The following is a 13,296-nucleotide window of genomic DNA, read 5'->3' on the forward strand; positions in this document are numbered from 1 at the left end:
CAGATTATTTTAAATCTGTAAAAGAATAGGGTAGTAAGTCACCTACTGTCATTTCCTGGGTTCTGCCATCTTTTGCAATTAAAGTTACTTTTGCTGTAGGTGGGAAGAACTCCGCCATGACTTGACGGCATGCTCCACATGGAGAAACCGGATCTTTGGTCTGACCATAAATGACAATTTCTGACAATTCTTGATAGCCTTCAGAGACTGCTTTAAAAATAGCTGTTCTCTCTCCGCAATTTGTCAAACCAAAACTAGCATTTTCAATATTACAGCCTGAAAATGCATGTCCTTCTTTTGTAAGTAATGCGGCACCAATAGGAAAATGAGAATATGGAACATAAGCATGTTTACTTGCATCAATTGCTAATTGAACTAAATTAATAGCCACCATTAGCAATTTCCCCACGTACAATTTTCACACCAGATGATGTACCAATTCTTGTTGCACCAGCGTCGATAAATGCTGCGGCATCCTCTAAAGAACGAGCTCCCCCAGCAGCTTTAACACCAATATCAGGTCCAACTGTTTGACGCATTAGTTTAACATCTGAAATATTGGCACCTGCTGTTGAAAATCCCGTAGATGTTTTAACAAAATCAGCACCAGCAGCAACTGAAAGTTGGCAAGCTTTAACTTTTTCTTCATCAGTTAATAAACATGTTTCAATAATAACTTTAACTAATTTATCACCACTTGCTTCAACAACTGCATGAATATCATCTTCAACAGCTTGGAAATCGCCTTGTTTTAATAAACCAATATTAATGACCATATCAATTTCATCTGCACCGTTTGCAATGGCATTTTTTGTTTCAAAGGCTTTTGTTTCAGCAGTTGTTGCACCTAATGGAAATCCAACTACAGTACAAACTTTAACATCTGTGTCTTCTAGTTCTTTAGCACAGTATGAAACCCATGAAGGATTTATACAGACACTTGCAAAGTCAAATTCCTTAGCTTCTTCTAATAATTGATCAATTTGACCTTTAACTGAGTCAGCTTTTAGCAAAGTATGATCAATATATTTATTAATTTTCACAAATGTATCCTCCTTAGGATATAATTTCAATAATCTCTTTTGTATCAAAGTGTTCCTTACTTATTTTAACATTTTTTTCGAAATCTGTAAGCACATTTTGATCTAAATCTTCACAAGAATAAACCGTTGCGATGACTTGTCCAATAGTAATGTAATCGCCAACTTTTTTCTCAAAGACAATTCCACTTTCATAATCTAATGGGTCTGTCTTTACTGCACGACCTGCACCTAATCTCATAGCAATTAATCCAAATTCCAAAGCTGGCAATTCAGAAATATAGCCTTCCTCTTTTGCTAGAATTTCTGTTTTAACAGGTGAATTAGAAGGACGATATAAATCTTCTAAATCCCCACCTTGATAAGAAATCATCTCTTCGAATTTTTTTAGTGCTTTTCCATTAACTAATTGGTCTTTAATCTCTTCGAGACTTTTCTCCACTCCAGCTAATTCTAACATCAATTGTGCTAATTCACAGATAAAATGAGTGATATCGTCGCGACCTTTTCCTCGCATGATGTCAATTGCTTCCAGAACTTCTAAACGATTTCCGATTGCTTGTCCTAGGGGTTGACTCATGTTAGTAATAACAGCAATAGTTTTGCGACCAACTTCTTTTCCTAAATCAACCATAAGGCGCGATAGCTTTTCTGCATCCTCAATGGTTTTCATAAAGGCCCCATCACCAACTGTTACATCTAGCAGGATGCTGTCTGCTCCAGCTGCAATTTTTTTACTCATTACTGAACTTGCGATAAGGGGAATAATGTCAACTGTTGCTGTTACATCACGTAAAGCATAAAGTAATTTATCTGCTTTTACTAACCGATCGGACTGTCCAATGACAGAAACACCAATTTCTTGAACTTGTTTAATAAATTCATCTTGACTTCGGTCAATTTGATAACCTTTAATAGCTTCAAGCTTATCAAGTGTACCTCCAGTGTGACCAAGACCTCGTCCACTCATTTTTGCAACGGGTACCCCAAAACTTGCAACTAATGGAGCTAAAATTAGGGTAACTTTATCCCCTACACCACCTGTTGAGTGTTTATCAGTTTTTATCCCGTTAATAGCAGACAAATCAATCTGATCTCCGGTCTTAACCATACTCATTGTTAAGTCACGAGTTTCACGAGTAGACATTCCTTTAAAGTAAACTGCCATTGCAAAGGCAGCCATTTGATAATCAGGAACACTGCCATCAGCATATCCTGAAATTAACCACTCAATTTCTTGAGTCGATAACTCTTTACCATCACGTTTTTTTTGAATTAAATCAACTGTTCTCATCCTTTATACTCCTAAGAATGTAATAACCTTTATCTTTTTTGATAATTTCAACATTACCAAAAATTGAAGACATTTTATCCTTTGCACTTGGTGCACCTTGTTTTTTTTGAATCACAATAGTCAAATCCCCACCATTATTTAAAAAATTTATACTTTTTTCGATAATTTCATGGACAACTTGTTTTCCAGCCCTGATTGGTGGATTACTAATAATGTGATCAAAAGTTCCTTGAACATTACCGTAAATGTTGGACTGTTTAATTGTAGCTGTAACACCGTTTCTCTCAGCATTTTTTTGAGATAAATCGATAGCTCTGTTGTTGATATCAACCATTGTGGCATCGACTTTTTGAACTTTAGCCAAACTAATTCCGAGTGGGCCGTATCCACAGCCGAGATCTAAGACTTTATCTCCTGGATGGAAGTATAAAGTACTCAATAATACTTGACTACCATAGTCAATCATTTTTTTTGAAAAAACACCAGCATCCGTTAAAAATGTAAAAGTGGCTCCTAGTAAGGAAACTCTTAATTCATGAATGTCATGTTGACTATCTGGGTTTTCATCATAATACATATTTGCCATAGAAATTCCTATCTTTTTAAGATGCTTTTTCATTCTACCATACTTTGAAATGGTTTACAAGACGCTTGTTATAATAGTTTTTCATGATAATGTTCGTCTTTTAGTTGATAGAATTCTATTCATTATTTTAGAAAGTATATACATATAATGTATTTTTACTGTTTTATTATTAAATTTAGAAAGCCCTTTCCTTACAATTTCGTTTTTCTCGTGTTATAATTAAGCTAATGCCGAATAACAGGAGAGATAGATGACAAAAGATTATACAAACTTTGATAGAATATCTAGAAAATCATGGAAAGAGTTACATCAAAAAGTTAAACCTCTATTAACTGAAGATGAGCTAGAAACAATTACCAGTTTGAATGATAATATTAATATCAAAGATGTAACAGAAGTTTATCTTCCACTACTCAATTTAATTAAAATCTATAAAATCAATCAAGAGAATCTTTCATTTACTAAAGGAATTTTTCTAAAAAAAGAAATTGGCTTCCGTCCATTCATTATTGGCATCTCAGGTTCAGTAGCTGTAGGTAAATCAACAACCAGCCGTCTATTACAGCTTTTATTGTCACGTACCTTTAGATCGAGCAAAGTTGAAATGGTTACGACAGATGGATTTTTACATCCGAATGCTTATCTCACGAAACATAATATTCTCAATCGTAAAGGTTTTCCTCAATCATATGACATGGAATTGCTTTTAGAATTCCTAGATAAAATGAAGACTGGTGAAGATGCTGAAATCCCGATGTATTCACATGAAATCTATGACATTATTCCAGACAAACGTCAATTCATTAAAAATCCAGATTTCTTAATTGTCGAAGGTATTAATGTTTTTCAAAATCCAAAAAACAATCATATTTATATGAGTGACTATTTTGATTTTTCAATTTACATCGATGCAGATTCTAATCATATCGAAGACTGGTATATTGAACGCTTTGAACGTATTCTAGATCTGGCTAAAGCTGACGCTACTAGTTTTTATTCTAAGTATGCAAAAATGCCTCGTGATGAAGCAATAACTTTTGCTAAAGATGTGTGGAAAACAATTAACTTAGAAAACTTAAAAAAGTTCATCGAACCAACTAGAACTAGGGCAGAGCTTATTTTACATAAAGCAAAAGACCATAAAATTGATGAAATTTTCGTCAAACGGTGAGAAAGACTTGCCAAACAAGTATTTATTCTATATAATAGTGTAGTTAGATTAATTTGGAGGTGAAAACATTGGCAAATATTAAATCAGCTATTAAACGCGCTGAACTTAACGTTAAATCAAACGAAAAAAATTCAGCACAAAAATCAGCTATGCGTACTGCTATCAAAGTATATGAAGCTAACCCAACTGAAGAACTTTACCGCGCTGCTACTTCAAGCATCGATAAAGCTGCATCAAAAGGTTTGATTCATACTAATAAAGCAAGCCGCGATAAAGCACGTCTTGCTGCAAAACTTGGCTAATCAATATCCAATGAAAACTCCTTCAGGAGTTTTTTCTTTTTCTTGACATCAGTCAAAAAGACTTAGTTAAATACTAAGTCTTTTTTTATTATAATTTGACCTGAAAAATAGTTCCTTGAGGAAAATTATCTTTGACTGTAACATCACCTTTTAAAGTGACCACAATCTGTTTAGCTAATGCTAGGCCTAGACCGAATCCACCAATTTGACGCGTCCTAGCTTTATCAACCCGATAAAAGCGATCAAAAATTCTCTCTTTATCTGAATTAGAAATTCCTATGCCATTATCACTAACACGAAGTAAGAGTGATTTCTCAGTCGTTTTAACGAGGATTACAATATTCCCATTTTCAGCTGTATATTTCACAGCATTATCAAATAAGATGGTTATTAATTGTTTTAACAAAGCTTTATCAGTGACAAATTTATAGGAAACTTCGTTAAATGATTGAAATTTTATCCCATTTTCTTCCGCAATTAGCTTATAATTTTCAAAAATAGGATCAAAGAATGAAGCGCCAATTTCTTCTTTCTTTACATCAATCCCATCATCTCGTCTAGCTAAATTTAGGAGATTAGTCGTCAAAATACGCATGTTTCTAACTTCTTCAAGACTTGAAGCAATGGCTTCGCTATTCTCTAAGATAGTCTCGTTTGGCTTCCTAAACAAAGATTCTAAGCGATTTTGTAACACAGCCAAAGGCGTCCTTAATTCATGACTAGCATTTTCAACAAATGACTTCTGCTTTTCAAAACTCTCAACAATAGGTTTTCGACTCCAATAAGCTAAATAGATACTTGCAAAAATGGAAATTAACCAAAAGATACTCATAACCAATATAATAATATTCTCATACCGCTCATTAGCCCGATCAAGTTGGTCAACATTTGCCACCGCACTGAGATAAGAAACGGCAGGATAATTATTTGATTGAACTTTAATGGTGACAGTATGAAACTTTTCTTCATGTCCGTAAAAATTTGTTTTCTTTTGGGTAACTATCTTATTAAGTTGATGTGGATTTAATTTAAAATAATTTAAGTTTGAAAAAGCATCAAAGGGATTTAAAATTGTTCCATCAGCACTATATAAGATAATGTCAGTATTACCAACAGGATCAGTAATCAAAGATGACTTATAGCGACTCGTCGCTTCATTAAAATTCTGATTATCAAAATTAAAGAGTGAAATCTGTTCCATCGCTTTATCAGCATAAAGAGTAGAGTGTTTTGCAACAAGATTCAAACTATTATCAACTGTTGAATAGACACCAAAGCGCATAATTTGTAATATGATAAAAGTCATAATAACAAAAATACTTGTAAAAACAGTGAAGAAATGAAAGAAATGATCAAAGCTCCCTGACTTTAAAAATAATTTTATCTTATTCATTTGTTTTTAAAATGTAGCCAACGCTCCGAAGAGTTTGTAAATCAGCAACAAATTTTGTTCCCTTCAATTTTTTTCGTATTTTTGAAACATAAACTTCTACGACTGAAATTGTTGTATCACTATCAAATCCCCAAATTCGATCAAATATCTGTGATTTTGGCAAAATAACGTTTTGATTTTGAAGGAAATAAACAAGTAATTCAAACTCTTTTCCAAGTAATTCCACTTCCTTCTCATCAACAGTAACGACATTACGTTCTGTATCAACTTTTAGATTTTTATAATATAGACTACTGTCCATCAGTTTTCCAGAACGTTTGAGTAATGCTTGAATGCGCATCTTCAATTCTTCAAGATAAAACGGCTTAGTTAAATAATCATCAGCTCCTAATTCAAAACCATGACCTTTATCATCAAGACTCTCTTTAGCGGTCATAATTAACACAGCTGTATGAATATCTTTTTCCCTAAGCTCTTTTAAAACTTGAAAACCATCTTTTTCTGGAAGCATTAAATCAAGCAAAATTAAGTCATAGACACCACTTTCAGCCTCATAAAGCCCCTCATCACCATCAAAAACTTGTAAGACATCAGCAAAGTCATCTAAAAAATCAAATATTGAATTGGACAAACTCAAATCATCTTCGACTAATAATATTTTTATCATCTCATCTCCATCTATCTTATAAAACACTTTTAATTACTATTTTAGCTTATTTTAAATAAAATAGCATGAAAAGCTTAATTTTAACTAAAAAAGAAAGCCAGAGGCTTTCTTTTTTAGTTAAAATGCTAATAAGGCTTGAGAAACCGCTGCTTTTTCTTTATCAATTAAATCAACACGAGCAGAAATTTCATTGATACCCATTTTAATATTACGACTTATTGCCATATCATCTAACTTAGGCTCGAAGAAAGCTTTATACTCAGCTAAACGTTGAGCAGTTTTAAAGTGGTTAGCAGGGTAAATAACGAAACGGTCGAAACTCATATCGCCACCCAAGGCCGCTTTAATCCATTCCCAATCTTGACGAGCCCATTCCCATATTTTTTCTTGAGTAAATGGCTGACTTAATAAGGCACTATACCACATTGCTAAATCTTGAGGTTTAACGATAGCTTTGTCTTTCATGCTGGCTTGAATTCGTCTCAAAGTTAGGTCTTGATGAGTTTTTGATAAAGCTGCCGCAATATCCAAACGAATATTGTTATTATTTGTGTGAATATAGGTATCAAACAAATGATCAACAGCTACTTCATCTTCAAAATATTTAATTTTGTTAATCAAAACAAAACGACGAATTGCAGCAGGCAATTGAGCAATGTCTGATTGATGCTCTTGATAAACTACTTTGGCTTTCTCTAAAACATCTACTTGACCTGTAAGAATTAGCTGATTTAAAACAATCTGACGGACCATTTCGTCTTCATCTGATTCATTTTCTTTTTTCTCAAATCCAAGACGTTCATAATCAGCTTGGTAAATTGATTGAATTAATTGGTGTAAAGCTTTTTCTTCATCAGAATCTTCATCAACGAAGTTTCCAAGACCTGTTAATACTTGGTGAACTGCTGATGCAACCATATATGATTTTTCGGCTTTAAAGGCTGAAATGAATTCTACCAATTGGGCATATGATATCATTCCACTCTCTGCTAATAAGCGACGCTCTTGAATTAATTGGAGTAGACTGGTGTTATCCAATTGTTCAAGATGATCAACTAGATTTTCAAATAATTGGCCTTGATAATTAGTAATATAGTGAGCAGTATTTTCTGTATTAAAACGTAGTGGTCCTTGATTTTGCTTTGCAATTAGACTAAAGTTAGGAATCACTAAAGTTTCTTCTGTCAAGGTGTCAGGAATACCAGTCCATGAGCTATTTAAAGGAATTGGCCAAATTCTGTTTTGTTCTTGGTGATCCCCAATAAAGAACTGCTCTTGACTAAGTACCAATGAATCATTTTCAACTTTTACTGTTAAGACTGGATATCCAGGCTGTTCTAACCAAGCATCCATAAAGGCTGCAACATCTTTTCCAGAAGCTTCAGCTAAGGCATTCCACAAGTCTCTACCGACTGTGTTTCCATACTGGTGCTTATCAAAGTAAATTTTCAAACCTTTTGCAAAAATTTGATCACCAATCCAACGTCTCAGCATATGCATTAAACGACTTCCTTTTGCATAAACAATTGCTGGATCAAAAAGTGTATTAATTTCATCTGGATGGTTAACACCTACATGAACTGATTGAACGCCATCAGTAGCGTCACGTTTTAGCGCAAGTGGAACTCCACCAGTTTGGAAATCTTCAAAAATTTTCCAAGCTGGTTCAATTGCATCAACTGATACATATTCCATCATGTTAGCAAAACTTTCGTTCAACCATAAATCATCCCACCATTTCATAGTAACTAAATTACCAAACCATTGGTGAGCTAACTCATGAGCTACTACTAGTGCTACTTGCTGACGGCTTGATGCTGTTGAATTTTTATCAACTAATAAATAGATTTCACGATAAGTGATTAAGCCCCAGTTTTCCATTGCTCCTGAAGAAAAATCGGGTAAGGCAAGATTATAAGATTGAGGAATTGGATATGAAACACCAAAATACTCTTCATAAAAATCAATAATACGAACAGCAATATTTAATGAAAATTCTAATGATGAAGTAGGATGTGCTTTAGTCGCAAATACACCAACTTCTGTTCCACCTTTGGATTTAGCAGTGACACCATGTAAATCACCTAAACCAAATGCGAGTAGATAAGAGGACATGCGAGGTGTTGTATCGAAAATCCAGATACCAGTTTCTTGTCGCAATTCCACATTGGTTTCCGGCATATTAGAAATAACAATTTCAGATTCTTTTTGATCAAATTTGATGCTTAAGTCAAACGTTGCTTTAGCTTGTGGTTCATCAATACATGGGAAAGCTTCGCGAGCAAAATGACTTTCAAATTGAGTAGAAATGACTTCTTTACTTTTACCGTCAATTGTATAGTATGATGGGTAAATTCCTGTCATATTGTCAGTGATAATACCGGAGAATTCAATGACAACTGTCATTGTACCAGTTGTAGGTAATTCAACATGGACTGCTTCATTTGCATGATCCACTGAAAATACAAGATCTTCGTTATCTAATAGAATAGAATGAAGCTCTAAATCTTTTTGATGAAACGAAATATGGTTATCAAATGCTTCACCATTAATGGCTACATTCCCAGTGAAGGTCTTATTTTCACGATTAATGTCTAAAAATAAATTATAATTTTCAGGACTAAATTTCTCGATCAAATGTTCTACTTTGTTCATAAAACTCCTCAGTCTAAAATAGTGATTAGAAAATATTTCTAACTACTATTATATCATATTAACTTATAATTCAATAATTTTTCCAGTTTTAAGGTAAACAATCCACTCACAAATATTACGAGCATAGTCACCGATTCTTTCCAAATACATAAGCACTTGGAAGTATTCTTTCCCTGCAAAAACAGCATCTGGAGTTTTTCTAATTTCTTCAACTGCTAATGCTTGAATATCACGGAAATAATTATCAATGATTTCATCATGTGCAGCAATTTCGTATGCTTTTTTATCATCACCGTTGATATAGGCATTTAAAGCATCCTCAACCATATGTTTAACAGCTTTACCCATTAAGTTAATTTGTTCTTCAACAAGTGGTAATCTTTCTTCACCCTTCATACGAATTGTTGCTTTTGCAATTGACGAAGCATGGTCACCCATACGTTCAATATCACTTGATGCTTTAAGAACAGTGATAACAGTACGTAAATCATTTGAAACAGGCTGTTGTAAAGCAATAATTTCAAGTGATTTCTTCTCAAGTTTGGTTTCGAATTCGTTAATAGTATCATCTTCTTCAATGACTTCTTTTGCTAAATCACGATCATGACTAACAAAGGCGCGAACAGTTTTATTAATTTGTGCTAAAACTTCTGTCCCCATTGAATAAAATTGATTATGTAATTTGTCTAATTCTTCATCAAATTTACTTCTAAGCATAATCTTCCCTTCTTTTCTATATATCTATATTTGTTCATAAACGTATTGAGATAGTTTTCAAATAATTATCCGAATTTACCAGAAATATAATCTTCGGTTTCTTTTCTCTTAGGATTCATAAACATTGTTTTCGTATTACCGACTTCAAGTAAATCGCCGGCAAGGAAAAATCCTGTTCGGTCAGATAATCGAGAAGCTTGTTGCATTGAACGAGTTACAACTACTAAGGTATATTCTTTTTTTAATTCAAATAAAGTTTCTTCAATTTTTCCGGCTGAAATTGGGTCTAATGCTGAGGTAGGCTCATCTAATAAAATAATTTTTGGACTAGTTGCTAATACTCTAGCAACACAAACACGTTGTTGCTGTCCACCAGATAAACTTAAGGCTGAATCATGCAAGCGATCCTTAACTTCAACCCAAATTGAAGCTCCTTTTAATGAGGATTCAACAGCTTGGTCAAGAACTTGTTTATCTTTGATACCTTTTAAACGAAGACCATAAACAACATTTTCATAGATTGACATTGGAAATGGATTTGGTTGTTGGAATACCATCCCAATTTCTTTTCTTAAATCTACTGTATCAGTTCTAGGACTATAAATATTATGTCCATTATAAATGATTGTTCCTGTAACTGTAACTTCTGGATTCAAATCACTCATGCGGTTAATAGCACGTAACAAAGTCGATTTACCAGATCCAGAAGGGCCAATCAAGGCTGTAATTTCATTAGGGAAAAAATCCAAAGATACATTATTTAATGTTTTCTTCTTGTTATAGTAAACAGATAAGTCTTTAACTTGTAATATTGGTTCTGTCATAGGAGCCCTCTCTATCCAAAATGACCTGATACGTAATCATTTGTTGATTTACATTGAGCATTTTGGAAAATATTGCGTGTTTTATCATATTCAATCAGGTCACCCAAATAGAAAAATCCTGTATAATCACTTGCACGAGCAGCTTGCTGCATATTATGAGTAACAATGATAATTGTATAGTTTTTTTTCAAGTCAAACATTGTTTCCTCTAATTGCATAGTTGCAATAGGATCCAATGCTGATGCAGGTTCGTCCATTAATAAGATATCAGGTTTCACTGAAATTGCTCTTGCAATACATAATCTCTGTTGTTGTCCACCAGATAAGGTAAACGCTGATTTGTGTAGGTCATCCTTTACCTGATTCCAAAGTGCTGCTTGTTTTAATGAAGTTTCAACAATCTCATCTAAGATCTGTTTATCTTTAACCCCAGCACGCTCATGAGCAAAAGTGATATTACGATATATTGATTTTGCAAAAGGATTTGGACGTTGAAAAACCATTCCAATATTTTTTCTAACTTCAAAAACATTCATTTCTGGACTATTGATATCAATACCATGATAATTAATCTCACCAGTAACTTTAGCAATATCGATGGTATCATTCATTCTATTCAAACTTCTGAGATATGTTGATTTACCACAACCAGAAGGGCCAATAAGAGCCGTAATTTTGTTTTTTTCAAACTGCATATCAATCCCTTTGATCGCTTCATTACCTGCATAATAGACGTGTAATTCTTTTGTAGATAAAGCAATTTTTTCTTCAGGGAAGGTCATGATATGACGTTCATTCCAATTATATTCAGTCATTATTTCTCCTTGAACCTATTCAGCTGCTGTCATTCTTGAATGAAGTCTCTTACCGAGTAAACGAGCTGATAGGTTAAAAATTAAGATAAAGATTAATAATACTGCTGCACTACCAGCAGATACTAAAGTTCCATCAGGAATAGTCCCTTCACTATTTACTTTCCAAATATGAACAGCTAGTGTCTCAGACTGACGGAAAATAGAAATTGGACTTGTAATACTTAATGGATTCCAGTTTGACCAATCAAGAGCCGGTGCTGATTGTCCAGCTGTATAGATTAGAGCAGCCGCTTCACCAAAGATACGACCTGATGCTAAGACAATACCAGTTACAATACCAGGAAGTGCTTCCGGAATAACTACATGGAAAACAGTTTCCCAACGGGATAGTCCAAGTGCTAACCCTGCTTCTCTTTGTGTATGATGTACGTGAAGTAAACTATCTTCTACATTACGAGTCATCTGTGGAAGGTTAAATACAGTTAAAGCTAAGGCTCCTGAAATAATGGAGAAACCATATTGAAATTGGACAACGAATATCAAATAACCAAATAAACCAACAACAACTGATGGTAAAGATGAAAGAATTTCAATACAAGTACGGATAAAGTTAGTAAGGGGGCCTTTAGTTGCATATTCAGCAAGGTAAATACCAGCACCCGTTGAGAGGGGAATTGAAATGAGTAACGTAATAACTAGTAGAAAAAATGAGTTATATAGTTGGATACCAATCCCACCACCAGCTTCGTATGAAGACGAGCGACCAGTTAAGAAAGACCAAGAAACATGCGGTAAACCACGGACGAGAATATATAGAATTAATGAAGCTAAAATAGCTACAATGATTCCAGCAATGGTATACAAAGTACCAGTTGCTAATTTATCAATCTTTTTAGCGTTCATAATTTCTCTTTCTCTCTTTCGTAATTAATTTAACTATTGAGTTAAATGCTAAACTCATTAATAATAATACTAAGGCTAATGACCAAAGAACGTTATTTTGAACAGTTCCCATAACTGTATTACCAATACCCATTGTTAATACAGATGTCAATGTCGCCGCTGGTGTTGTAAGTGAAGTAGGCATAACAGCTGAATTACCAACAACCATTTGTATAGCAAGTGCTTCACCAAATGCTCTAGCCATACCAAAGATGACTGCTGTAAAGATTCCTGGTCTAGCAGCATTCAATACAACACGCCAGATTGTTTGCCAACGAGTTGCACCCATAGCCATGCTTGCTTCACGATAATGACGTGGGACTGCTTTCAAACTATCCACAGTCATGAATGTTACAGTTGGAAGAATCATAACAAAGAGCACACAAACCCCAGATAAGATACCAAAACCAGTGCCGCCAAATAGTGAACGAACAAAGGGTACAATTATTTGTAAACCAATAAATCCATAAACAACTGAAGGAATACCAACAAGTAATTCAACAGCTGGTTGTAGTAATTTTGCACCATATTTTGGTGAAATCTCAGTCATGAATACTGCTGCTCCAATTGCAAATGGTGTTGCAATAATAGCAGAAAGGATTGTTACGACAAAAGAACCTGTAATCATTGGAAGTGCTCCAAGATAAGGCATACCATTCTTATCTTTCAAACTCGGTTGCCATTCTTTACCAAATAAGAAATCAAAAATATTTACTTTATCAACAAAAAAGGTTGACAACCCTTTTTGAGCAACGAAAATTAAAATCATTGCAACTATAAAAACGATTAAAGCTAAACATAAAAATGTTAATGTTTTACCAAATTTTTCTAAACGTGAATTTTTAGATGGCGAAACTAATTTTTTAGCTAATTCCTGATCTTTCATAATA

The 13,296-nt window shown here is 33.9% G+C and carries 14 protein-coding genes; 2 read left to right on the forward strand and 12 right to left on the reverse strand.

The features are described from left to right. Positions 1–4: 4 nt before the first annotated feature. From MKY69_RS05725 to MKY69_RS05740, 4 genes are read right to left on the reverse strand one after another with little or no spacing between them, the layout of a single operon-like run. A complete protein-coding gene (locus MKY69_RS05725; protein WP_003108421.1) occupies positions 5–394 on the reverse strand; it encodes a cytidine deaminase in 390 nt (129 codons plus the stop codon). Continuing rightward, positions 381–1,043, reverse strand: a complete 663-nt coding sequence (gene deoC / locus MKY69_RS05730) for a deoxyribose-phosphate aldolase (protein ID WP_003103647.1) — start codon at positions 1,041–1,043, stop codon at positions 381–383. Before deoC ends, MKY69_RS05725 begins: the two co-directional genes overlap by 14 nt. 13 nt (positions 1,044–1,056) lie before the next feature. Continuing rightward, complete coding sequence (locus MKY69_RS05735) at positions 1,057–2,334, reverse strand: pyrimidine-nucleoside phosphorylase (protein WP_003102832.1); 1,278 nt, start codon at positions 2,332–2,334, stop codon at positions 1,057–1,059. Further along, positions 2,321–2,920, reverse strand: coding sequence for a class I SAM-dependent methyltransferase (locus MKY69_RS05740; protein WP_003103028.1), 600 nt, complete (start codon positions 2,918–2,920; stop codon positions 2,321–2,323). Before MKY69_RS05740 ends, MKY69_RS05735 begins: the two co-directional genes overlap by 14 nt. 250 nt (positions 2,921–3,170) lie before the next feature. On the opposite strand from MKY69_RS05740, the gene coaA reads away from it, so the two are divergent. Further along, the gene (gene coaA / locus MKY69_RS05745; protein ID WP_340791138.1) at positions 3,171–4,091 is read left to right on the forward strand and encodes a type I pantothenate kinase; all 921 of its coding nucleotides are present in this window, start codon (positions 3,171–3,173) and stop codon (positions 4,089–4,091) included. A 68-nt stretch (positions 4,092–4,159) separates the two neighbouring features. Continuing rightward, positions 4,160–4,393, forward strand: coding sequence for a 30S ribosomal protein S20 (gene rpsT / locus MKY69_RS05750; RefSeq protein WP_003105398.1), 234 nt, complete (start codon positions 4,160–4,162; stop codon positions 4,391–4,393). Between the two features lie 88 nt (positions 4,394–4,481). Here rpsT and MKY69_RS05755 read toward each other — a convergent pair whose 3' ends face one another. From MKY69_RS05755 to pstC, 8 genes are all read right to left on the reverse strand, one after another. Further along, positions 4,482–5,786, reverse strand: a complete 1,305-nt coding sequence (locus tag MKY69_RS05755) for a sensor histidine kinase (protein WP_100083870.1) — start codon at positions 5,784–5,786, stop codon at positions 4,482–4,484. Continuing rightward, positions 5,779–6,453, reverse strand: coding sequence for a response regulator transcription factor (locus MKY69_RS05760; RefSeq protein WP_003104260.1), 675 nt, complete (start codon positions 6,451–6,453; stop codon positions 5,779–5,781). The genes MKY69_RS05755 and MKY69_RS05760 overlap by 8 nt, the downstream gene beginning before the upstream one ends. Before the next feature lie 117 nt (positions 6,454–6,570). After that, positions 6,571–9,108 (reverse strand): M1 family metallopeptidase, encoded by a 2,538-nt coding sequence (locus MKY69_RS05765; RefSeq protein ID WP_340791139.1) that lies wholly within the window; start codon positions 9,106–9,108, stop codon positions 6,571–6,573. Between the two features lie 63 nt (positions 9,109–9,171). Beyond that, complete coding sequence (phoU, locus tag MKY69_RS05770) at positions 9,172–9,825, reverse strand: phosphate signaling complex protein PhoU (RefSeq protein WP_003103398.1); 654 nt, start codon at positions 9,823–9,825, stop codon at positions 9,172–9,174. Between the two features lie 65 nt (positions 9,826–9,890). Further along, the gene (gene pstB, locus MKY69_RS05775) at positions 9,891–10,649 is read right to left on the reverse strand and encodes a phosphate ABC transporter ATP-binding protein PstB (RefSeq protein WP_003104047.1); all 759 of its coding nucleotides are present in this window, start codon (positions 10,647–10,649) and stop codon (positions 9,891–9,893) included. Positions 10,650–10,660: 11 nt separating this feature from the next. Next, positions 10,661–11,464, reverse strand: a complete 804-nt coding sequence (gene pstB, locus MKY69_RS05780; protein ID WP_099567490.1) for a phosphate ABC transporter ATP-binding protein PstB — start codon at positions 11,462–11,464, stop codon at positions 10,661–10,663. Positions 11,465–11,479: 15 nt separating this feature from the next. After that, positions 11,480–12,367, reverse strand: coding sequence for a phosphate ABC transporter permease PstA (gene pstA / locus MKY69_RS05785; protein WP_003106960.1), 888 nt, complete (start codon positions 12,365–12,367; stop codon positions 11,480–11,482). Then, positions 12,357–13,292, reverse strand: a complete 936-nt coding sequence (gene pstC / locus MKY69_RS05790; protein WP_037619678.1) for a phosphate ABC transporter permease subunit PstC — start codon at positions 13,290–13,292, stop codon at positions 12,357–12,359. Before pstC ends, pstA begins: the two co-directional genes overlap by 11 nt. Between the last annotated feature and the right edge of the window lie 4 nt (positions 13,293–13,296).

Origin of the sequence: Streptococcus sp. FSL R7-0212 (assembly GCF_038007985.1) — a bacterium.
GTDB classification, from domain to species: Bacteria; Bacillota; Bacilli; order Lactobacillales; family Streptococcaceae; genus Streptococcus; species Streptococcus parauberis.

Coding starts and splice junctions, on each gene's coding strand:
- MKY69_RS05725 (WP_003108421.1), bottom strand. CDS start 394: ATGGTGGCTATTAATTTAGTTCAATTAGCAATTGATGCAAGTAAACAT.
- MKY69_RS05735 (WP_003102832.1), bottom strand. CDS start 2,334: ATGAGAACAGTTGATTTAATTCAAAAAAAACGTGATGGTAAAGAGTTA.
- MKY69_RS05740 (WP_003103028.1), bottom strand. CDS start 2,920: ATGGCAAATATGTATTATGATGAAAACCCAGATAGTCAACATGACATT.
- coaA (WP_340791138.1), top strand. CDS start 3,171: ATGACAAAAGATTATACAAACTTTGATAGAATATCTAGAAAATCATGG.
- MKY69_RS05755 (WP_100083870.1), bottom strand. CDS start 5,786: ATGAATAAGATAAAATTATTTTTAAAGTCAGGGAGCTTTGATCATTTC.
- MKY69_RS05760 (WP_003104260.1), bottom strand. CDS start 6,453: ATGATAAAAATATTATTAGTCGAAGATGATTTGAGTTTGTCCAATTCA.
- MKY69_RS05765 (WP_340791139.1), bottom strand. CDS start 9,108: ATGAACAAAGTAGAACATTTGATCGAGAAATTTAGTCCTGAAAATTAT.
- phoU (WP_003103398.1), bottom strand. CDS start 9,825: ATGCTTAGAAGTAAATTTGATGAAGAATTAGACAAATTACATAATCAA.
- pstB (WP_003104047.1), bottom strand. CDS start 10,649: ATGACAGAACCAATATTACAAGTTAAAGACTTATCTGTTTACTATAAC.
- pstB (WP_099567490.1), bottom strand. CDS start 11,464: ATGACTGAATATAATTGGAATGAACGTCATATCATGACCTTCCCTGAA.
- pstA (WP_003106960.1), bottom strand. CDS start 12,367: ATGAACGCTAAAAAGATTGATAAATTAGCAACTGGTACTTTGTATACC.
- pstC (WP_037619678.1), bottom strand. CDS start 13,292: ATGAAAGATCAGGAATTAGCTAAAAAATTAGTTTCGCCATCTAAAAAT.